Here is a 19857-nt window from a genome sequence, read left to right on the forward strand (position 1 = left end):
GACGCCGCCAATCGGAGGCGGTCACGGCCCGCCGACGAGGTCGGCCATGACTTTCATCTCCGCCTTTCGCAGGTGTTCCGCCGCGGTGCTCGTCGAGCAGTCGAGCCGCGCGGCCACGTCGGCGACCGCCCCGGTCCGCGGCTCGCGGTAGTAGCCGCAGTCGACGGCGGCCTCGACGGCCTCGCGCTGGCGGGGCGACAGCGACCCGGCGGAGACGCTCCCCGGTCCCGTGTACTCCCGCACCCGAACGACCTCGAGGCCGCGGCCCTCCGGCAGCTCCTCGACCGCCGACTGGAGAGCGTCGTCGGTGCCGACGAGCGTCACCGACACCGTGCCGTCGCCGTCGAAGACGACCGGCGGAACGACGATGAGGTCCCCCCGCGTGACGGCCGCCGTCTGTCTCGCGCCCGCGGCATCGAGCCGCTCGTTCACCACGATGAAAAACGAGTCGCCGGGGAGCTGTGAGACCTCGTACGACCGGATGCGCTCTGTCTCCGCGAGCGCCGCCTCGTAGGCCTCGATGTCGGAGCCGACGACCTCGAAGACGATGGTGTTTCTGTCGGTCACCGTCGGGTTCCAGTGGTGGAGTTCGGTCCGCTCGAACGCCTCGTGGTCGACGACGAACTCGTGCATCGGATGCAGCTGCCCGTCGTCGGGCGTGAAGCGAAGCCTGACCGATTTCATGCCCGCGGGTTGATTCGACCGCGACATAAAAACTGGCCGCACTCGTGAGGCAGAACGCCGAACCGGTGTTCGGACGAACGAACGGGTGTCAGCCGCCATGTCACTCGAACGCCCGCGACAGACCCCCGACTCCGACGACGACCCCGCCGCGCTCGCCGATGACGACGCCGGTCCCCTCGACGCCGACGCGCTCCGGCGGGCGTTGGGCGACGCCGTCCTCGCCACCGAGGAGCACGTCCACGCGCCCGCGGTGCAGATTCGTCCCGACGCGGTGCAGTCGTCGCTTTCGGCCCTCCGCGAGAACCTCGGCCTCGACCACCTCTCGTGTGTGACCGCACAGGAGTACGAGGACCGCTACGAGTCCGTCTATCACCTGAAATCGTACGACGACCCGACCCGAGAGGCGAGCGTCGTCGTCCCGACGCCGCGCTCGGACCCGGTGAGCGAGTCCGCCGCGCCGGTGTTTCGGACGGCCGAGTGGCACGAACGGGAGGCGTACGACCTCGTCGGTATCGAGTACGACGACCACCCGGACCTGCGTCGCATCCTCCTGCCGGAGACGTGGCAGGGTCACCCGCTCGGGCGTGACTACGACCGGACGCGCCCGCAGGTCGTCCGGTACGACGAGAACGCGAACCCGCTGGCGGAAGACGGCCGCGCCGACACGAACACGATGCTCCTCAACATCGGGCCGCACCACCCGGCGACCCACGGCGTGATGCACCTACAGGTCGCGCTCGACGGCGAGCAGGTCGCGGACGTGGAGCCGGATATCGGATACATCCACCGCTGCGAGGAGCAGATGTGTCAACAGGGGACCTACCGGCACCAGATTATGCCGTACCCCGACCGCTGGGACTGGGGCGGCGGCGGCCTCCTGAACGAGTGGGCCTACGCCCGAACCGCCGAGGCGCTGGCCGACATCGACGTGCCCGAGTACGCGCGGGTGCTCCGGACGCTGGCGGCCGAACTGAGCCGCATCCTCTCGCACATGCTCGCGGTCGGCGCGTACGCCCTCGACGTCGTCGGCGACTTCACCGCGACGTTCATGTACGCCATGCGGGACCGCGAACTCGTCCAGAACGTCCTCGAAGACCTCACGGGCCAGCGGCTGATGTTCAACTACTTCCGGCTCGGCGGGGTCGTCTGGGACCTCCCCGAACCCCGCGAGGAGTTCTTCGAGAAGATTCNNNGCCCGGACGGTCGGGACGGGGGTCCTGCCGCCGGAAGTCGCAAAGAGCTACGGCGCGACCGGGCCGGTCGCCCGCGGCTCCGGCATCGACTACGACCTCCGCCGCGATGACCCCTACGGCTACTACGACGAACTCGACTGGTCGGTCGCCGTCGAGGACGACTGCGACAACTTCGCGCGCCTGCTCGTCCGCCTCCGCGAGGTCGAGGAGTCGGCCAACATCGTCGCCCAGTGCGTCGACCTGCTCGAAGACTGGCCCGACGACGAGCGGACCATCCAGTCGAACGTCCCGCGCACCCTCAAACCGGACGATGACACCGAGGTCTACCGCGCGGTCGAAGCCGCGAAAGGTGAGTTGGGTATCTACATCCGCGCCGACGGCACCGACACCCCGGCGCGGTTCAAGATTCGCGGCCCCTCGTTTTCGAATCTCCAGTCGCTCCCCGAGATGGCCGAAGGCGAGTACATCCCGGACCTCATCGCGGCGCTCGGAAGTCTCGACACGATAATGGGAGAAGTAGACCGGTAGTCGGCGGCGGAACGGCCGGCGTCGCGCGGTGTCGCGCGTCGCCGCCGGCTCAGTCGTCCGAGGGCGAGGCGGGACCGGTTCCCGAGCCGTCGGTGACCGCCTGACTCATCGACTGCGACGACGCGGCGGGACTCGTCTCGCCCGGTGCGGCGTCGCCACCGCGGTCGCTTCCGCCGGCGTCGCCGGCGTCGCCGACGTCGCCGGCGTCGCCGACGTCGAACCGGCCGACGAGGTCCTTGAGCGACTGGGCGGACTCCGACACCTGTTGGATGTTCCGCGTGACCTCGTTTATGGCGGCCGTCTGTTCTTCGGTCGCCGCCGAGACCGTCGCCGTCTCCGAGGTGGTCTCCTCGCTTACGCTCGACACGTCGTCGACCATCGAGACGACCTCCTCGGTCGAGACGGCCTGGTTCTCGGTCGCCTGCGATATCTCCTCGACGCCGTGTTCGGCCTCGCGAATCGCCCCGGAGATGTGGTCGAACATCTCGATGGCGTCGCCGATGGTCTCGGACCCGCTCTCGACGCTGTCCTGCATGGACTGCATGTCGTCGACCGTGTCGTCGGCGCTCTCGCGCACCTCGCCGATTCGGGACTCCACCTCGTCCGTGGCCTCGCTCGCCTCCTTGGCGAGCGCCTTGATTTCGTTGGCGACGACGGCGAAGCCCTCGCCGGCCTCGCCGGCGCGGGCGGCCTCGATAGAGGCGTTGAGCGCGAGCAGGTCCGTCTGCTCCGCGATGTCGTTGATGAGCTGGACGATTTCGTTGATTTCGCCCACCTGCTCGCCGAGGGCTTCGACCCGCTCGACCGCCTCGTCGGCCTCGGTCTCGATGGTCGATATCTCGGCTGTCGCCTCCGCGGCGTGGTCGCGCCCCTCGTCGGCGAGCGACACGGCCTCGTTGGCGGACTGGACGACGCCGTCGGCGGAGGCGGCGACCTCCTCGATGGTCGCTGAGAGGTCGTTCATCTCGTCGGCGACCGTCTGGAGCCGCTCGGTCTGCTGTTCCGCGCCGTGGGCGATTTCCTCGACCGACCGCGCGGTCTCCTGGCTCGCGGACTCGATTTCCTTCGCGCTCGACACCGTCTCGTTGCTCACCGCAGCGAACTCGTCGGCGACCGACTGCACCTCGACGAAGCCGTCTTGGAGCTTCTGAATCCCGGTGTCGAGGTCGGACATGATGGCTCCGAACTCGCCGGGGAGGTCGGTTCGGAGGTCCTGGTCGAGATTGCCGTCTCCGAGTTCCGTCCCGGCGGTCCGAAGCTCGGAGACCTGCCGTTGGAGGTTCTCCTGCATGTCGTCGAACGCCTCGACGAGTTCGCCGAGTTCGTCGTCGTTGGCGTCGATGTCCTCGTCGTCGTCGAACCGCCCGCGGGCGAGCGACTTGGCGCGGTCCCGGAGCGCCTCTATCGGCTCCGAGAAGTACCGCGCGGCGACGTAGCCGACGCCGACGACGACCACGATGATGCCGACGATTAACAGGAGCATGATGTTTCGAGCGGTGTCCGCCCGGTCGTTCATCGCCTGCCCGAGCTGTTCGACCGGGCCCGTCACGTCGGACTCGGGGACGGTGGCGACGAGTTCGTACTGTCCGTTACCGAAGTGGAGCGGCGCGTAGCCGACGAAGTAGCGAGCCGACTCGCCGCCGTCGCCGGTCGTCTCGTGGGTGGTCAGACCGGTCTGGCCGACAATCGCGGTCACGTTCCCCGCGATTTCGGACTCGACGGTGCCGAGCGATTCCCGGGAGTCGGTCAACAGCGTCCCGCGCTCGCTCACGATAGTCAGGTGGCCGGTCTCACCGACCTGGATGTCGTCGATGAGCGTGTTGAGGAGTTCGAAGTTGAACTGGAGCGTGATGGTTCCGGCGAGTTCTCCCCCGCGGTACACCGGCGCGGTGACGTACACCGCGGCGTCGCCGTCGACGGTCGTCACCTCGCTCACCTGGATTTCACCCTTCTGAAGCTCTGTCGCGGTCTCGAACCACGCCTCGTCCGCGAACGAGGTGCCGGACACCGACTCGGTGGCGATGCCGTCGTCCGTGCGCGTCGCTTGGACGATGCCCTGCCCGTTCTCGTCGGTGAACAGAATCTCGTCGTAGGCGGGGTGTTCCTCGCCGTCGATGGTCACGGCGCGGGTTTCGAGGTAGCTCCGGAACGAGTCGTTAATCTGGTCGCGCGCGTCGGTGACGGCGGCCGTCTGGAGTTCGTAGTAGTAGACGCTCGGCGCGAGCACCCATTCGAAGTCCTCGTGGTAGGTGTACGCGACGAACTTCTCTTCGACGGGGTTGCCCTCTTGGGTGGTGTCTTCCCACTCGTACTCGACGATGCCCCAGTCCTCGCCGTTGCGGATATCGGCGTTCGACTCGATTTCGGCGGGCACCTGATTGAACGCCGCTATCCCGGCGTCGTCGACCGTGTTGACCCCGTCTTCGAGGCCGTGGTGGACGACGAAGTCGAGGTTCCTGTCGAGGATGAACGCGTAGCCGGTCGACCCGACGTAGCCCGGTCGGAACGCGTCGGAGAGCGTCCCGCTCTGTTGGACGCCGTCTCCGGCGGTTCCGGCGATTCGAGCCTCGACACGGTCTTTCACCTGCTGTTGTTGCGCCGGCGAGAGGTCCGCCCAGTCCTGCCCGCCGTACTGGTTCGCAAGGACGCTCTGTTTCGTGGTCTCGACGGTGGCGCGCATCTGGAGCGCCATGTAGCCCAACTGCGCTTGGCTCTGTTCTTGGACGAGCTCCATCTCCCCGTCGCGGGCGGCCTCGTAGTTCTGCACCGGCGCCGAGTCAGCCAGCGCGAGCGCGTCGATTCGGCGGGCGTCGAGGAGGTTCTGTATCTCCTCTTGCCGGGCGGCGACGGTCTGATTCAGGTCGCCGGTAATCTGCGATTCGAGCGTCGCCTCGCTTTGGTCTTGTGCGTAGTTTCCAATACTACTCATCCCCTGGACGCCTGCGACGCCGACGACTGACACGGGTATCAGCGAGATGGCGAGACAGAGCGCGATAAGTTTCGTTCGTATCTTCATGGTTTGATTGATATCGTCGGCCCCCGGAGTTCCTCAGTATGCGCCGTTTGACCGAGAAATCGCCCGGTTCACTCTGAATATAGCTCTGCAAAAACAACGGTATAAATCTCACTCGCCGGTTATTATTACCGATACTCGGCCCCCGGATTGCCTCGTAATTCCCACCAAATAGCGGGCCGAGCCCCTCACTCGGTATTGCAGTAATCACTCAACACGTTTCGAACCATTGTCACAAAACAGCAACAATTGCGAACGCGAGGAGACCGCGCCGTTCCTCCCCGCCTACCGCGGCGTCTCCGTCCCCCACTTATCGAGGGCGACGGCGAGTTCGGGCGTCTCTTCGGCGGCCTCGGTGATAGCGCGCCCCTCGACGTAGGCGTCGATGGCCGACCGGAGCGCGACCGCGCCCGCGCGGGTTCCGTCGGGGTGGCCGTGGATTCCGCCGCCGAGCTGGACACAGACGTTCGTCCCCGTGGCGTCGAGCAGGTCGGGGAGCAGACCGGGGTGGAGTCCGCCCGAGGCGACCGGCAGCACGTCGGTCGCGCCGTGGAGGTCGCCCGCGAGCCACTCGTTGATGCCGACGGTGTCCTCGTTGGCGAGTTTTCCGAGGCCGGCGGTGCCGGTGTGGAGCTGGTCGACGCCGCAGAGGCGACTTATCTGCGCGAGCACCCGCATCGAGACGCCGTGGGCCGGAAGCCGGTCGAAGGCGGCGTGCATGGCGCGGTGGGCGTGGATGGCGAGACCGTGTTTCTCGGTGCGCTCGCGGACGGTCTGGAGGCCCGCCCAGCCCGCGGTGATGATGTCCACCATGACGTACTCGCCGCCCTGCGCGGCCACCTCGTCCACACGGTCGAGCATCGTCCGGGTGTCGGCGGTGACGTTGATGAGGTAGGACTTCTTCTCGCCCGTCTCGTCTTCGGCGTCGTCGCGGAGCGACAGCGACTCGGTCAGGCGGTCCGAAAAGGGGTTGAACGCCTGGTCGGTCAGGTTCTCGTCGTCCTTCAGGAGGTCGACGCCGCCGACCCACGCGTCGTAGCCGACCTGCGCGTGCGCCGCCGTCGAGAGGCCGACTTTCGGCTTGGGGACCGTCGCCGTGATGGGGCGGTCGGTGACGCCGAATATCTCCTCGCGGACCGACGACCCGTACAGCGGGCCGGGGTACGCCGAGACGACCGACTCGGGCCACTCACAGTCGAGGAGGCGAATCGTGTCGACCGCCTTCATGCCCATGATGTTGCCGGCGATGCACGACAGCACCTGCGGCATATTGCCGGGTTCGAACAGCCCGGCGGGGTAGGCGACCCGAATCAGGTCGCCGTCGATGTCGAACGTCGTCGCGCCCATGTCGGTGAAGTCCGCGCCGGTCTGGAGGGCCGCCCACGTCCCGTTGGAGGACTCCGAGGCCACGCGGCTCGCCGCCGCCTCCGTCGACATCCCCGTCGCGGGGTCGATGCGGAAGGTGCAGACGAGGTCCTCGTCGGTCGGTTCGTAGTCGAGGTCGAGGAAGTCTTCGTACGTGATACCCATAGCCTCGCCTACGCCCCCGCGAAGCTTAAAACGGCATCCCGAAGCGCCTTTGCCCCCGCGACGCGAAAGGGAACGGCTCGGCGCGAAGCGATGTCATCACGGGAGCGTCACGCGTCCGGGCCTCCGATTCAGGGCGACAGCAGCGCCCGGACCTCGCGGAACTCGGGTACGTCCGCGTCGAGGGCGGTACAGAGGGCGTCGGCCGCGCCCAACAACCACTCGGCGCGCTCGACGCGGGACTCCACGTCGCCCGGCCCGATTCGGTAGCGTTCGACGAGTTCCTCGATGTCGGACCCCTCGGTCCACTCGTGGAGGATGCGGGCGGTCTTCACCGCCGTCAGCCACTCCTCGAAGGGGTCGGCGTCGTGCATCGCGGTGGTGAACTCCGCGGCGTGACTCCGGGCGTACTGATACATCTGCGCCCGCTCTTGGTTGCCGAGGTAGGTGTCGTGCATGTCCGGCGTGTCGCAGACGACTTCGAGGGCGGTCCGGGCGGTGACGTGCTCGTCGGCCATCGTCTCGATGGTTCGGATGCCCGAGACGATGCGCGCCCCGGTCGTCGGCGACACGTACTGTCTGGAGGTCTGTGCGCCCAGCGTCGTCGCCGACAGCGTCTCCCCCGTCGCGTCGAGGAGCTCCATCGCTTCGAGGTCCGAGACCACCTCGGCGACGAGGTCCGCGAGGTCCACGTTCGGGTTCTGGTGGGCGTAGTACGTCGCCGAGAACACGTCGGCGACGCCGTCGAGGCTGTCGGCGAAGCCGGAGGCGACGACCGAGAGGACGTGGGTCCGGAGTGCCTCGGGGTCAGCGAACTGCGAGTCCACGGCCTCGGCGTCGGCGGTGACGTAGCGGTCGACCAGTTCGGCTTTCGTGTCCGCGTCGCCGACGAGAACCGCCTCGCCGAACGGGTCGAGGTGCGGGCGACCGGCGCGGCCGCACATCTGGTGCACGTCGAGGACGGGTATCCATTCCATCGCGTCGCCGGTGTAGCGCTTCTGGTCGCGGATGACGACCCGGCGAGCGGGGACGTTCACCCCGGCGGCGAGCGTCGGCGTCGCGCAGATGACCGCGAGCCGGCGGTCCCGAAACGCGTTCTCGACGGCGACGCGGTGGGCGCTCCGCAGCCCGGCGTGGTGGAAACCGACGCCGGTGCGGGCGCACGCCGAAAGCTGGCGGCCGGTCGCGGTGCCACCGAGTTCGTCGAGCTCGTCGCCGAGGGCGGGCGCGGGCGACAGCTCCTCGTCGGCGAGGCGGTCGGCCAGCGCTTCGGCCTCGCGGCGCGACCGGACGAACGCGAGACACTGCCCGCCCGTCTCGACCGCGTCTTCGACGAGCGCGACGGTCGCCTCGGTCGCCTCGTCGTCGTTCGGGCCGGTCGGGGGGACGACCACGTCGAGGTCGGTGCCGTCGTCGAATTCGACGGTCTCGTCGGCGTAGACGCCGGTGCGGAGCGAGACGGGCCGCCACGTGCTCTCGACGAGTTCCGCGTCGAGCCAGTCGGCGATGGCTTCGGGGTTGTCCACGGTCGCTGAGAGGGCGACGAGTTGGAGGTCCGGGACGCGACGTTGGAGTGTCGAAAGCGTCACTTCGAGCGTCGGCCCGCGCCCCGGCGCGCCGAGCAGGTGGACCTCGTCGACGACGACGCACGCGAGGCGGTCGACCCACGGCGCGCCGTTTCGAATCGCGGAGTCGACTTTCTCGCTCGTGGCGACGACGATGTCGTGGTCGCCGAGTTCCTCCTCGGCCGCGTCGAAATCGCCGGTGGAGATACCGACGCTCACGCCGGGGAGTTGGTCGAACGTCTCGTACTTCTCGCGGGCGAGCGCGCGAAGCGGGACGATGTACAGCGCCGGCCCGTCGGCGGTGAGCATGGCGAGTTCCGCGATGAACGTCTTGCCGCTGGCGGTCGGAATGGCGGCGACGACGCGGCCGCCCGCCGCGACGCCGGCCTCGACGGCGGCGGCCTGCGGCGGGTACAGCTCCTCGATACCGTTCGACTCGTAGTGAGAGACGAGAGCCGCCGACAGCGGGAGGTCGCGCACGCGCATCTGTCACAGAGGTGGCGGCGGACTCACATAAGTATCTTCGCCGGCGGGACGCCTTCGACCAGCGGTCGGCCCGGCGGGCGGTCGGGCGACGAGAAACCGATGTGGCAGGTGGCTAGTGCTGCCGGTGGCGGCGGTGCGACAGTCGGGGCTCTCAGGTGAGCCCGCCGATAAAAAATCGAGAACGTCGGCCGCGTGGTGGCCGATTATCGCGGAGGCGTTTCGTGGTCAGTTACGCGTTAGGGCCGGACCACCGCTGGAGGGTCGCGGAACTCGACCCCGCTTCGTCGGTCCAGACGATGCGGACGGTCTGGTCGGAGAGCGATTCGCCGTCCTCGGGTATGATGGTGACCGAGGTCCCCGCCGTCACGTCGGTCTGCGTATCACCGTTTAGTGCGGTCCAGGTTCGACTCTCCGCTGCATCCCCGGTTGCTTCATCAGGTGCGTAGATGCCGACACCCGTCGAAATGTTCAACTGGTCAGAGTCGATTGCGCCACCGCTCTCGTGGGTGATGTTGAGGTAATCTGCGCTACTCTGGTTGTAGTCGAAGCTGAAGCTCGCTTGCGGAGCGGTTGCGGTCTGTTCACCGAGTCCCAACACGAACGTCCCGATGACGGCCGCGAGGATGACGGTAATCGCGACCATCAGAATCACACCGATGACCGGCGACACCGCGTCGTCGTCTGCGAATAGTTGTTTGAGTTTCATGTGTTGTCTCTCATATACATACGCGGTTTATCCGCGGAAATCCCACCCGGAATGCGGTATGTATGGTTGCTACATGGGCGCTCTCGAACATAAATCTAATCAAGCGTACGACAACAAAAATCACGTTCGCCGCTAGCATACTGTTCAGTCAAAAATCACGACTCGGGGAGCGACCTCGGTGCGTCGCCCGGAAAAATCGGGTCGCCGCGGGCGGCTCAGATGTAGTCGTGGTCGGCGAGGCGCTCGACGGCCTCGCGGAGTCGCTCTTCGCTCGCGGCGTAGGAGATACGGGCGTAGCCCGGGGCGTTGAAGGCGCTTCCGGGGACGGTCGCGACCTTCGCGTCCTGAATCGCGCCCTCGCACCACGCCTGGTCGTCGTCGTCGACGGGGAGCATCATGTAGAACGCGCCCTTCGGGACGGCCACGTCGACGTCGTGTTCGGCGAGGAGGTCCACGAGCATGTCGCGGCGGGCCTCGAACGCCTGGCGCATCTCCTCGACGTCGTCGTCGGTGCGCTCCGAGAGCGCCTCGACGCCGGCGTGCTGGACGAAGTTCACGGCGCAGGAGACCGAATGCGAGTGGAGCTTGCCGGCCTGCGCGATGAGGTCGGACGGGGCGTGGAGGTAGCCGAGCCGCCAGCCGGTCATCGAGAACGCCTTCGAGAAGCCGTTGATGGTGATGGTGCGGTCTTCCATCCCGTCGAGGGAGCCCAGCGAGGTGTGCTCGAAGCCGTCGTAGACGATGCGCTCGTAAATCTCGTCGGAGATGACGGCGAAGTCGTGTTCGACCGCGAGGTCGCGGACGCCTTCGAGCGCCGCGTCGGAGAAGACGCCGCCCGTCGGGTTCGACGGCGAGTTGACGACGAGGAGCTTCGTCTCGTCGGAGACCGTCTCGGCGAGTTCGTCGAGCGCGGGTTCGAGCCTGAAGTCGTGCTGTGCGAGGTCGACGCGGCTGAGCGTGCCGCCGGCGAGTTTGACCATCGCCTCGTAGGAGACCCACGCGGGGTCGAGGAGCACGACCTCGTCGCCGTCGTCGACGAGCGTCTGGAACGTCTCGAACAGCGCCTGCTTACCGCCGGGCGTGACGATGACCTCGTCGGCCTCTGCGTCGACCCCGTTCCCGCGGAGCTTCGCCGCGATCGCGTCCTTGAGTTCCGGAATCCCGTTCGACGAGGTGTAGCTCGTGTGTCCCGCGTCGAGGGCGTCCTTCGCCGCCTGCGTGATGTTGTCCGGGGTCGGGAAGTCCGGCGCGCCGACCGAGAGGTCGACGACGTCTTCGCCCTGCGCTTCCAGTTCGCTCGCGAGGTTCGAGATGGCGAGCGTCGCGCTCGGTTCGACGCGGCCGACTCGGTCGCTGAAATCGAAGTTCATGCCAACGCCTCCACCATATCGGTCGCGGCGTAAACCGCTTCCGCACCTTTGCTGACGCGCTCGCGGGCCTCAGCCCCGCTCATTCCGGGGCCGGAGACGCCGAACGCGACGGGTTTGTCGCGGTCCAGCGAGACCTCCGTCAGCGACTTCGCGGTCGCGTCGGCGATGACGCGGTCGTGGTCGGTGTCGCCGGTGACGATTGCGCCGATGACGACGACGGCGTCGATGTCGTCGCGGCGGGCGAGTCGGTCGGCCGCGAGCGGCGAGTCGTACGCGCCGGGGACCTGAATCGTTTCGACGACCTCCGCGTCGCGCTCGGCGGCCGCGTCGCGGGCCGCCTCCTCCATCTGCTCCGTGACCGACGAGTTGAATCGGGCCACGACGAGTCCGAGAGAGACCATGGCCGACCCTTCCCGTCTCGGATAAAAGAACTACCGACACCGACCGGATTTGGCCCCGTCGACGGGCAAGCACAAAAGTTGTATTGTCGGCGTCGCGATGGGTGGGCATGAGTACTGACAGTGGGACCGAGGCGGTCGCTCGGTCCCGTGCCCTCCTGGCGATTCTCGGCGTGACGGCCCTCGCCCTCCTCGCCCGCCTCGCCGACCTCGGCGGCCGCATCTTCCACTGGGACGAAGGCCGCGTCGGCTACTGGATTCTGCGGTATCACGAGACCGGCGAGTTCTCCTACCGGCCCATCATCCACGGTCCGTTCCTCCCCGTGGTCAACGACTATCTCTTCGCCGTCCTTCCGGCGACCGACTTCACGGCGCGGCTCCCCGTGGCGCTCGTCGGCGGCCTGCTCCCGCTTTCGGTCTGGCTGTTCCGCGAGCACCTCCGCCGCGACGAGATGGTCGCGCTCGCGTTCTTCCTCGCGGCGAACCCGCTTTTGGTCTACTACTCGCGGTTCATGCGCAACGACGTGCTCGTGGCCGCCTTCTCGCTCGCCGCGCTCGGCTTCGTCGTCCGCGCGTACGACACCGGCCGCCTCGCCTACCTCATCCCCGCCGGGGCCTCCTTCGCAACGGGGGCGGCGACGAAAGAGAACTACGTCGTCTACCTCGCTTGTTTCCTCGGGGCGGCGTTCCTCGTCTTCGACCACCGGCTGCTCGCCCGCACGTCGACCGGCGAGTCCGCCCGCGACATCCTCTTTTCCGAACTGCCCGCGAATATCCGCGAGCGACTTCGCGCACGCGGGGCGGGAAGTCTCGGTTACGGCGCGGTTCGCTACGTCGCGGGCGTCCTCGGCGGCCTGCTCGCGTTCCTCGCCGTCTTCGTCTTCTTCTACGCGCCGCGGCCCGACCTCTGGAACGCGCTCGGCGGCTCCGCCTCGATGCTCCCGGTTCTCGAAGCCGGAAGCGTCGGCGCGGTCTCCGAGATGGTCGGCAGTTGGCTCGGCGGTGGCCACCAGTCCCACGAGTACCTCCCGTATCTGAAGGACTTCCTCGAAACGTTCGTCTACGGCGCGCCGGTGCTCATCGTCTTCGCGCTCGTCGGCATCGTCGTCGACCGCTACGGCGTCGTCGCGGGTCGAATCCGGTGGCTCGTCGCCTTCGCTACCTACTGGGGCGTCGTGTGTATCTTCGGCTACCCGCTGGCGACCGACATCCAAGCGCCCTGGGTCGTCGTCCACGCGGTCGTCCCGCTCGCGGTCCCGGCGGCGGTCGGCGCGGCGTTCGTCTTCCGCTCCGGCGTGCAGGCGCTCGACGCCAAAGACACGGTCGGCGTCGGCCTCGCGGCGCTCGTGCTGGTCGCCTCCGTCGGCGGCGTCGCGGCCGCGAACGTCGACTACTGGAACGCCTCGACCGACGAGGACAGCGAGGTGCTCCAGTGGGCGCAACCCGCGAACGACTTACGGGCCACCCTCGACGACGTGGAGCGCGTGTCGGCCGCCAACTCCGGGACGGACGTGCTCCTGTACGGCACGCAGCCGCCGGACAGCGACGAGACGCACTTCTACGTCGAAAACGAGTCTGCCCCCCTCGACGGGCCGTCGTGGCACAGTCGCCTCCCGCTCCCGTGGTACTTCGAGAGCGCGGGCGTCGAGCGCACCAGTAGCGCGCCCGACGCGAACGTCTCCGAGGTGACCGCCGACGCGCCGCCGGTCGTCATCGCCTACGAGTGGGACCGCGCCGAACTCGAATCCGAACTCGACGGCTACGTCGCGCGCCAACACGCCTTCAAGCTCTGGAGCGAGGACGTGGTCGTGTTCATCGACGAGGACGCCCTCGACGCCGCGAACGAGACGCGGGGCTGACGCTCGGTCGGGACGTTCGACCACCTCGATTTTTTTCCTCGCGTTCGACAGGGTGAGCGCCGCGAGCGCCCGGCGCGTTCGGCGTCGGCTTTTGCCCTATTCTATCCACGTATGTGAACATCTAGACGCAGAATGTGGCAACGTTTATGCACCGACGTACTGAATCCGCGACTGTGACCGTCACCGTACCCGGACCCACGCTCGGCGTCGTCGGTGGGGGCCAGCTCGGGCGTATGCTCGGGGAGGCCGCCGCACCGCTCGGCGTCGACATCGTCGTGCTCGACCCGACACCCGACTGCCCGGCGTCGGCCGTCGCCGACCAAATCGTCGGCGGCTTCGACGACCCCGAGGCGATGGCGGAACTCGCCGCGCGGGCCGACGCGCTGACGTTCGAAATCGAACTCGCTGACCCCGACCTGCTCGACGAACTGGCCGCCGAGGAGGGAATCGCGGTCCACCCGTCGCCCGACGCGCTTCGGACCATCGAGGACAAACTGGTCCAGAAGGACACCTTCGGTGAGGCGGGCATCCCGATTCCGCCGTTCCACCGCGTCGACGACGCGGCCGACCTCCGCGACGCGCTCGACGAGTTCGGCTCGGTCATGCTGAAAGCCCGGACCGGCGGCTACGACGGCCGCGGGAACGTCCCCGTGTCAGACCCCGACGAGGCCGAGGCCGCAATCGAGGAGGTCGGCGGCCCGGCGATGGCCGAGGCGTTCGTCGACTTCGAGCGCGAACTGTCGGTCATCGGCGTCCGCGGCGAAGACGAGATTCGAACGTTCCCCGTGGGCGAGAACGTCCACGAGGAGGAGATTCTCCGCGAGACCGTCGTCCCGGCGCGGACGACAGACGCGGTGCGCGAGGAGGCCGACCGCGTCGCCCGCGAGGTGCTGTCGCACCTGCCCGGCCGCGGCGTCTTCGGCATCGAACTGTTCGAGACCGCCGCGGGCGACGTGCTCGTCAACGAGGTCGCGCCGCGCCCGCACAACTCCGGCCACTGGACCATCGAGGGCGCGCTCACCTCGCAGTTCGAACAGCACGTCCGCGCGGTCCTCGGGTGGCCCCTCGGCGCGACGACCCGCCGGTCGCCCACCGTGATGGCGAACGTCCTCGGCACGGTCGACGTGAGCCAGCCGGCGCGACTCGGCGGCCTCGACGACGCCCTCGCTGAATCGGGCGTCTCGCTGCACTGGTACGGCAAAGACGAGGTTCGGCCCCTCCGCAAGATGGGCCACCTCACCGCCGCCGGCGACGACGACGCCGACCTCGGAACGCTTCTCGCACGCGCACGCGAGCTCCGCGACGGACTGCACTTCGACTGATTCACCATGACGACAGAACGGGACCTCATCGACGACCTACACGCACAGGCCGACGCCGACCGCGACCCCGAGACGACGCCCGACGTGGGCATCATCATGGGGTCGGACTCCGACCTCGACGTGATGTCCGGCGCGCACGAGGCGTTGGACACGCTCGGGTTCGGTGAACAGACGGACTTCGACGCGCCGCCCGCAGCGCGATTCACCTACGAGACGTACGTCGTCTCCGCGCACCGGACGCCGGACCTGATGTACGCCTACGGCGACACCGCGCGCGACCGCGGCGTCGAGGTCATCATCGCCGGTGCGGGCGGCAAGTCCGCGGACCTCCCGAACATGACCGCCTCCATCGCGTACCCGATTCCGGTCGTCGGCGTCCCCGTCCAGGAGAAGTCGGTCGACTCGGTCATCGGGATGCCGACGGGCGCGCCCATCGTCGCGGTCGACGCCGGCAAGTCGTTCAACGCGGCTCTGTCGGCCGTACAGGCGCTCTCACGCGGCTACCCCGAACTCGAAGACAGACTCGTCGACTACCACGAGGACCTCGTGTCCGACGTGGCCGAGACCTCGGCCGCGCTCCACGACCTCGGGGTCGCCGGCTTCCGCGAGTCGCGGTAGCGGGGCGCGTTTCGCGGTCGGTCGCCGCCCGGTCGTTTCCGCGTCTGTGGGGGTCGATTCCGGCGGCGAAACCCCGCCCGTGCGGGGTTCCGGGCGTCTCTCGCGTATTTTCCAAATAGAAGCTCTCTCGCGCCCGAAACACACAAATCAATGTTTATAGGGGAGCGCTTCTAACCGCCGCACGTCAGGGAGACACGGCATGAGTGATTGGATTGCAATCGGTGCGATGGGGCTGGTTGGTGTCGGCATACCGCTCGCGATGATGGCGGTGTCGGCGCTGCTTCGCCCAAGCGTACCGGAACAAGGAAAGAGTGCCACGTACGAGAGTGGTGAGGTGCCGACAGGCACGGCGCGCGTCCAGTTTAACATTCAGTACTACATGGTCGCGCTGCTGTTCCTCGTATTCGACATCGAGACCGTCCTCATTTTCCCTTGGACGGTCATCTACCGCTCGGCCCTCGAACAGGGCGCGTCGCTGGCGACGATTCTGACGCCGATGCTCGTTTTCATCGGTGTCCTCGTCGTCGGCCTCGTTTGGGCGTGGCGCAACGGCGCTGTCAAGTGGGTCAAAAGCCCGCAGGCAAACCGTCGTAAGACAGAGAGGCAAGATGCATGAGTAGCGAACAGAAGCCATTCGTCACGGACGACACACAGGTACAGACCGAGACTCGCGACGCCCGGATGGCGGGGGCGGACGACCGGTTCAACTCGAAGCTTCGGGAGGCGTTCGGCTCGTCACCGTTCATCCTCACGAAGTTCGACAAGTTCATGAACTGGGTCCGCGGGTCCTCGATGTTCATGCTGCAGTTCGGTATCGCGTGCTGCAGCATCGAGATGATGCACACCTACTCGGTGAAACACGACCTCGACCGCTTCGCGGCCGGGGTCCCGCGCGCGTCGCCCCGGCAGGCCGACGTGATTATCGTGCCGGGGACCATCGTCTCGAAGTTCGCCCCGCGCATGAAGCGCGTCTACGACCAGATGCCCGAACCGAAGTTCGTCGTCGGCATGGGGTCGTGTACGATTTCCGGCGGCCCGTTCCAGGAGGGCTACAACGTCATCAAGGGCGCAGAAGAGGTCATCCCGGTGGACATCCACATCCCCGGCTGCCCGCCGCGCCCGGAGGCGCTCATCTACGGTATCGCGAAGCTCCAAGAGCGCATCGCCAACGGCGAGTCCAGCCCGGTGACGGTCAAGCCGTACGAGCTGGAGCAGTTCGGCGACCTCGAACGCGACGAAATCGTCGACAAGCTCGCCGCGGAAATCGACGAAGAGGACCTCGTTATGCGGTACAACTGGGCTGATTCGCCATGAGCCTCGAAGAACAGCAGTCCGACGACCCCGCGGAACTCGAATCGGGCGTCAGCCGCGGCGACGAACTCGCAGAGCTGCTCGGCGACCTCGTCGTCGGCCGCGAAGAGCACATGAACGCGCCCGGCCTCGTCATCCGTCCCGACGAGGTCCAAGACGCGCTGTTCAAGCTCCGCGACGAGGCGGGCTTCGACCACCTCTCGTGTGTGACCGCACAGGAGTACGAGGACCGCTACGAGTCCATCTACCACCTGACGAAGTTCGACGACCGGACCGACGAGGTCTCGGTCGTCGTGCCCACGTCGAAGGACAACCCGGTCAGTCAGTCCGCCGAACCGGTGTTCCGGACGGCCGACTGGCACGAACGGGAGGCGTACGACCTCGTCGGCATCCAGTACGAGGACCATCCGGACCTGCGTCGCATCCTCCTGCCGGAGACGTGGCAGGGTCACCCGCTCGGGCTTGACTACGACCAGGACCGCCCGCAGATTGCGACGCTCCGCGAGCACGCCAACCCGCTCGAAGAGGACCACCGCGCCGGGGACAGCAACACGATGTACATCAACATCGGTCCCCACCACCCGGCGACCCACGGCGTGCTGCACGTCGAGACGGTCGTCGACGGCGAACAGGTCGTCGACCTCGAATCCGACATCGGCTACCTCCACCGCTGCGAGGAGCAGATGTGTCAACAGGGGACCTACCGGCACCAGATTATGCCGTACCCCGACCGCTGGGACTACATCTCGTCGGGTCTCCTGAACGAGTGGGCCTACGCCCGCGCCGCCGAGGACCTCGCGGACATCGAGGTGCCCGAGTACGCCCAGATTATCCGCACGATGGGTGCGGAACTGTGCCGCATCGCGTCGCACATGATCGCGCTCGGCACGTTCGCGCTGGACGTCTACGGCGACTTCACGGCCATCTTCATGTACGCCATGCGGGACCGCGAGATCGTCCAGAACATTCTGGAGGACCTCACGGGCCAGCGCATGATGTTCAACTACTTCCGGCTCGGCGGGGTCGTCTGGGACCTCCCCGAACCCCGCGAGGAGTTCTTCGAGAAGATTCGCGACTTCATGGACGGGCTCCCGCAGGCGCTCGAGGAGTACCACGACATGATCACCTCGAACGAGATTCTGCAGGCCCGGACGGTCGGGACGGGGGTCCTGCCGCCGGAAGTCGCAAAGAGCTACGGCGCGACCGGGCCGGTCGCCCGCGGCTCCGGTATCGACTACGACCTCCGCCGCGACGACTCCTACGGCTACTACGACGAACTCGACTGGGACGTCGTCGTCGAGGACGGCTGCGACAACTTCTCGCGCCTTCTCGTGCGCATGCGCGAAGTCGAGGAGTCGGCCAAGATCATCCAGCAGTGTGTCGACCTGCTCGAAGACTGGCCCGAAGACGAGCGGAACATCCAGGCGAACGTTCCGCGCACCCTCAAGCCCGACGAGGACACGGAAATCTACCGCGCCGTCGAGGGCGCGAAGGGCGAACTCGGCATCTACATCCGCGCGGACGGCACGGACAAGCCGGCTCGCTTCAAGATTCGGAGCCCGTGTTTCTCGAACCTCCAGACGCTCCCCGAGATGTCCGAGGGTGAGTACATTCCGGACATGATTGCCTCGCTCGGCAGCCTCGACATCGTGCTCGGAGAGGTGGACAGGTGATGCATCTGCAAGCGGTCCTTCCGGACACGGTCAGCGGCCTCCTCGGTCTCGAAGGCATCCTCGGGGATGTCGTCGGCGGCCTCGTCGGCGCGTTCCTCGTAGCCAACATCATGCTCATCATGACGGCGTTCGCCGGGCCGTGGGCGAAGCGGAAAATCACGGCCGCCTTCGCCGACCGCATCGCGGTCAACCGAATCGGTCCGTTCGGTCTCCTGACCATCGTCACGGACGCGGTCCGTCTGCTGTCGAAGGAACTCGTCGTCCCCGAGGGCGTCGACCGTCCCGCCTGGGACCTCGCGCCGATGGTCATTCCCTTCTCCGCGCTGCTCGGATTCGCCGTCATCCCGATGGGCAACGGCATCCAGCTCGCGGACCCCGAAACCGGTCTCGCCTTTGCCTTCGCCGCGGCGTCTATCGCCTCGCTCGGCATCGTCATGACCGGCTACGCATCGAACAACAAGTTCTCGCTCATCGGCGCGCTCCGCGCCGTGGCGGCGAACATCGCCTACGAGATTCCGCTGGTCGTCACGGCGGCCTCGGTCGTTATCTTCGCCGGGTCGCTCCGCATGAGCGAAATCGTCGCCGTGCAGGCCGAACCGCTGCTTTCGGTCGCCGGCGTGACGATTCCGACCTGGTTCGCGTTCGTGAACCCCTTCGCGTTCGCGCTGTTCGTCATCGCGAACCTCGCGGAGGTCGGCCGCAACCCGTTCGACATCCCCGAAGCGCCGACCGAAATCGTCGCCGGGTACCAGACCGAGTACTCCTCGGTCTACTTCGTGCTCATCTACCTCGGTGAGTTCATCCACATCTTCCTCGGTGGCGCTATCGCGGCGACCCTGTTCCTCGGCGGTCCGGCGGGCCCGGTGCTCCCCGGGTTCGTCTGGTTCACAATCAAAATCTGGGCGTTCTTCCTGTTCACCCAGTGGGCGCGCTCCGCAGTGCCGCGCCTTCGCGTCGATCAGTTCCTCGAAATCGGTTGGAAGGGGATGCTCGTGCTCTCCTTCGCCAACCTGGTTCTCACGGCCATCATCGTGGGGGTGATTGCATGATCGGAATCCTGAAAGGCATGGCAGTGACGCTGAAGCACGCGCTCGACGGGCAGACGTTCACGGTCGAGTACCCCGAGACCGCGCCCGAAGTGAGCCCGCGTTTCCGCGGCGTCCACAAGTTCAGCCAAGAGCGGTGTATCTGGTGTCGCCAGTGTGAGAACGTCTGTCCGAACGACACGATTCAGATCGTTCAGGACGACCAGCGCAACGGCGAGCAGTACAACCTCCACATCGGCCAGTGTATCTACTGCCGGCTGTGCGAGGAGGTCTGTCCCGTCGACGCCATCCTGCTCACGCAGAACTTCGAGTTCACGGCGGACACGAAAAACGACTTCGTCTACAACAAAGAACAGCTCAAGAACGTCCCGTGGTACAAGGATATCGACCCGCTCAACTCCCGCAACCCCGACCGCAACGCGTGGGTCGGCGAGGGCGAAGGAGAGGTCGACTACCAGTAACATGACCGCGAGTGAATCGTTCGAGTCCCGTCAGCCCGCGTCCGCTACCGGACGCTGAGGACGTTCTCGAAATGTTCAAAGGGATATCTCAAGGAGA

15 protein-coding genes and 1 pseudogene are annotated in these 19857 nt (G+C 67.0%); 9 read left to right on the plus strand and 7 right to left on the minus strand.

The genetic code is table 11. The features are described from left to right. Positions 1-21: 21 nt before the first annotated feature. A complete protein-coding gene (locus tag C458_RS04120) occupies positions 22-684 on the minus strand; it encodes a helix-turn-helix domain-containing protein (protein WP_006600513.1) in 663 nt (220 codons plus the stop codon). A 97-nt stretch (positions 685-781) separates the two neighbouring features. On the opposite strand from C458_RS04120, the pseudogene C458_RS04125 reads away from it, so the two are divergent. Continuing rightward, positions 782-2405: pseudogene (locus C458_RS04125) on the plus strand (NADH-quinone oxidoreductase subunit C). A 49-nt stretch (positions 2406-2454) separates the two neighbouring features. Here the strand turns inward: C458_RS04125 and C458_RS04130 are convergent. From C458_RS04130 to ribH, 6 genes are all read right to left on the minus strand, one after another. Then, entirely contained in the window at positions 2455-5421 is a 2967-nt protein-coding gene (locus tag C458_RS04130; RefSeq protein WP_008573479.1) for a methyl-accepting chemotaxis protein, read from the minus strand. 282 nt (positions 5422-5703) lie between these two features. Then, complete coding sequence (gene rbcL, locus C458_RS04135; RefSeq protein WP_008573480.1) at positions 5704-6948, minus strand: type III ribulose-bisphosphate carboxylase; 1245 nt, start codon at positions 6946-6948, stop codon at positions 5704-5706. Between the two features lie 128 nt (positions 6949-7076). Continuing rightward, on the minus strand, positions 7077-8996 hold the full coding sequence (locus tag C458_RS04140) for a DEAD/DEAH box helicase (protein WP_008573481.1): 1920 nt from the start codon (positions 8994-8996) through the stop codon (positions 7077-7079). Between the two features lie 229 nt (positions 8997-9225). After that, positions 9226-9702: a type IV pilin gene (locus C458_RS04145; protein WP_008573482.1), complete on the minus strand. Its 477-nt coding sequence runs from the start codon at positions 9700-9702 to the stop codon at positions 9226-9228. Positions 9703-9917: 215 nt separating this feature from the next. Continuing rightward, complete coding sequence (locus C458_RS04150) at positions 9918-11072, minus strand: pyridoxal phosphate-dependent aminotransferase (RefSeq protein ID WP_008573483.1); 1155 nt, start codon at positions 11070-11072, stop codon at positions 9918-9920. Beyond that, positions 11069-11473 carry a 6,7-dimethyl-8-ribityllumazine synthase gene (gene ribH, locus C458_RS04155; RefSeq protein ID WP_008573484.1) on the minus strand — a complete coding sequence of 135 codons (405 nt, stop codon included), beginning with the start codon at positions 11471-11473 and terminating at the stop codon, positions 11069-11071. The genes C458_RS04150 and ribH overlap by 4 nt, the downstream gene beginning before the upstream one ends. A gap of 107 nt (positions 11474-11580) precedes the next feature. Between ribH and C458_RS04160 the strand changes: the two genes are divergently transcribed. From C458_RS04160 to C458_RS04195, 8 genes are all read left to right on the plus strand, one after another. Beyond that, positions 11581-13329, plus strand: coding sequence for a flippase activity-associated protein Agl23 (locus tag C458_RS04160; RefSeq protein WP_008573485.1), 1749 nt, complete (start codon positions 11581-11583; stop codon positions 13327-13329). 173 nt (positions 13330-13502) lie between these two features. After that, on the plus strand, positions 13503-14651 hold the full coding sequence (locus C458_RS04165) for a 5-(carboxyamino)imidazole ribonucleotide synthase (RefSeq protein ID WP_049897038.1): 1149 nt from the start codon (positions 13503-13505) through the stop codon (positions 14649-14651). 6 nt (positions 14652-14657) lie between these two features. Beyond that, complete coding sequence (purE, locus tag C458_RS04170) at positions 14658-15269, plus strand: 5-(carboxyamino)imidazole ribonucleotide mutase (RefSeq protein ID WP_008573489.1); 612 nt, start codon at positions 14658-14660, stop codon at positions 15267-15269. Between the two features lie 199 nt (positions 15270-15468). After that, the gene (locus tag C458_RS04175) at positions 15469-15885 is read left to right on the plus strand and encodes an NADH-quinone oxidoreductase subunit A (RefSeq protein ID WP_004043965.1); all 417 of its coding nucleotides are present in this window, start codon (positions 15469-15471) and stop codon (positions 15883-15885) included. After that, positions 15882-16583, plus strand: coding sequence for an NADH-quinone oxidoreductase subunit B (locus C458_RS04180; protein ID WP_008573492.1), 702 nt, complete (start codon positions 15882-15884; stop codon positions 16581-16583). The genes C458_RS04175 and C458_RS04180 overlap by 4 nt, the downstream gene beginning before the upstream one ends. Then, positions 16580-18253 (plus strand): NADH-quinone oxidoreductase subunit D, encoded by a 1674-nt coding sequence (locus tag C458_RS04185; protein WP_008573494.1) that lies wholly within the window; start codon positions 16580-16582, stop codon positions 18251-18253. The genes C458_RS04180 and C458_RS04185 overlap by 4 nt, the downstream gene beginning before the upstream one ends. Continuing rightward, entirely contained in the window at positions 18253-19302 is a 1050-nt protein-coding gene (locus tag C458_RS04190; RefSeq protein WP_004043962.1) for a complex I subunit 1 family protein, read from the plus strand. Before C458_RS04185 ends, C458_RS04190 begins: the two co-directional genes overlap by 1 nt. Beyond that, a complete protein-coding gene (locus C458_RS04195; protein ID WP_004043961.1) occupies positions 19299-19760 on the plus strand; it encodes an NADH-quinone oxidoreductase subunit I in 462 nt (153 codons plus the stop codon). The genes C458_RS04190 and C458_RS04195 overlap by 4 nt, the downstream gene beginning before the upstream one ends. The last annotated feature ends 97 nt before the right edge of the window (positions 19761-19857 follow it).

The sequence above is a fragment of the Haloferax sp. ATCC BAA-644 genome (genome assembly GCF_000336975.1).
In the GTDB taxonomy this organism is placed as follows: domain Archaea; phylum Halobacteriota; class Halobacteria; order Halobacteriales; family Haloferacaceae; genus Haloferax; species Haloferax volcanii.

Bases quoted from the DNA above. Each gene is read 5' to 3' on its own strand.
- C458_RS04120 (WP_006600513.1), bottom strand. From the start codon at position 684: ATGAAATCGGTCAGGCTTCGCTTCACGCCCGACGACGGGCAGCTGCAT.
- C458_RS04130 (WP_008573479.1), bottom strand. From the start codon at position 5,421: ATGAAGATACGAACGAAACTTATCGCGCTCTGTCTCGCCATCTCGCTG.
- rbcL (WP_008573480.1), bottom strand. From the start codon at position 6,948: ATGGGTATCACGTACGAAGACTTCCTCGACCTCGACTACGAACCGACC.
- C458_RS04140 (WP_008573481.1), bottom strand. From the start codon at position 8,996: ATGCGCGTGCGCGACCTCCCGCTGTCGGCGGCTCTCGTCTCTCACTAC.
- C458_RS04145 (WP_008573482.1), bottom strand. From the start codon at position 9,702: ATGAAACTCAAACAACTATTCGCAGACGACGACGCGGTGTCGCCGGTC.
- C458_RS04150 (WP_008573483.1), bottom strand. From the start codon at position 11,072: ATGAACTTCGATTTCAGCGACCGAGTCGGCCGCGTCGAACCGAGCGCG.
- ribH (WP_008573484.1), bottom strand. From the start codon at position 11,473: ATGGTCTCTCTCGGACTCGTCGTGGCCCGATTCAACTCGTCGGTCACG.
- C458_RS04160 (WP_008573485.1), top strand. From the start codon at position 11,581: ATGAGTACTGACAGTGGGACCGAGGCGGTCGCTCGGTCCCGTGCCCTC.
- purE (WP_008573489.1), top strand. From the start codon at position 14,658: ATGACGACAGAACGGGACCTCATCGACGACCTACACGCACAGGCCGAC.
- C458_RS04175 (WP_004043965.1), top strand. From the start codon at position 15,469: ATGAGTGATTGGATTGCAATCGGTGCGATGGGGCTGGTTGGTGTCGGC.
- C458_RS04180 (WP_008573492.1), top strand. From the start codon at position 15,882: ATGAGTAGCGAACAGAAGCCATTCGTCACGGACGACACACAGGTACAG.
- C458_RS04185 (WP_008573494.1), top strand. From the start codon at position 16,580: ATGAGCCTCGAAGAACAGCAGTCCGACGACCCCGCGGAACTCGAATCG.
- C458_RS04190 (WP_004043962.1), top strand. From the start codon at position 18,253: ATGCATCTGCAAGCGGTCCTTCCGGACACGGTCAGCGGCCTCCTCGGT.
- C458_RS04195 (WP_004043961.1), top strand. From the start codon at position 19,299: ATGATCGGAATCCTGAAAGGCATGGCAGTGACGCTGAAGCACGCGCTC.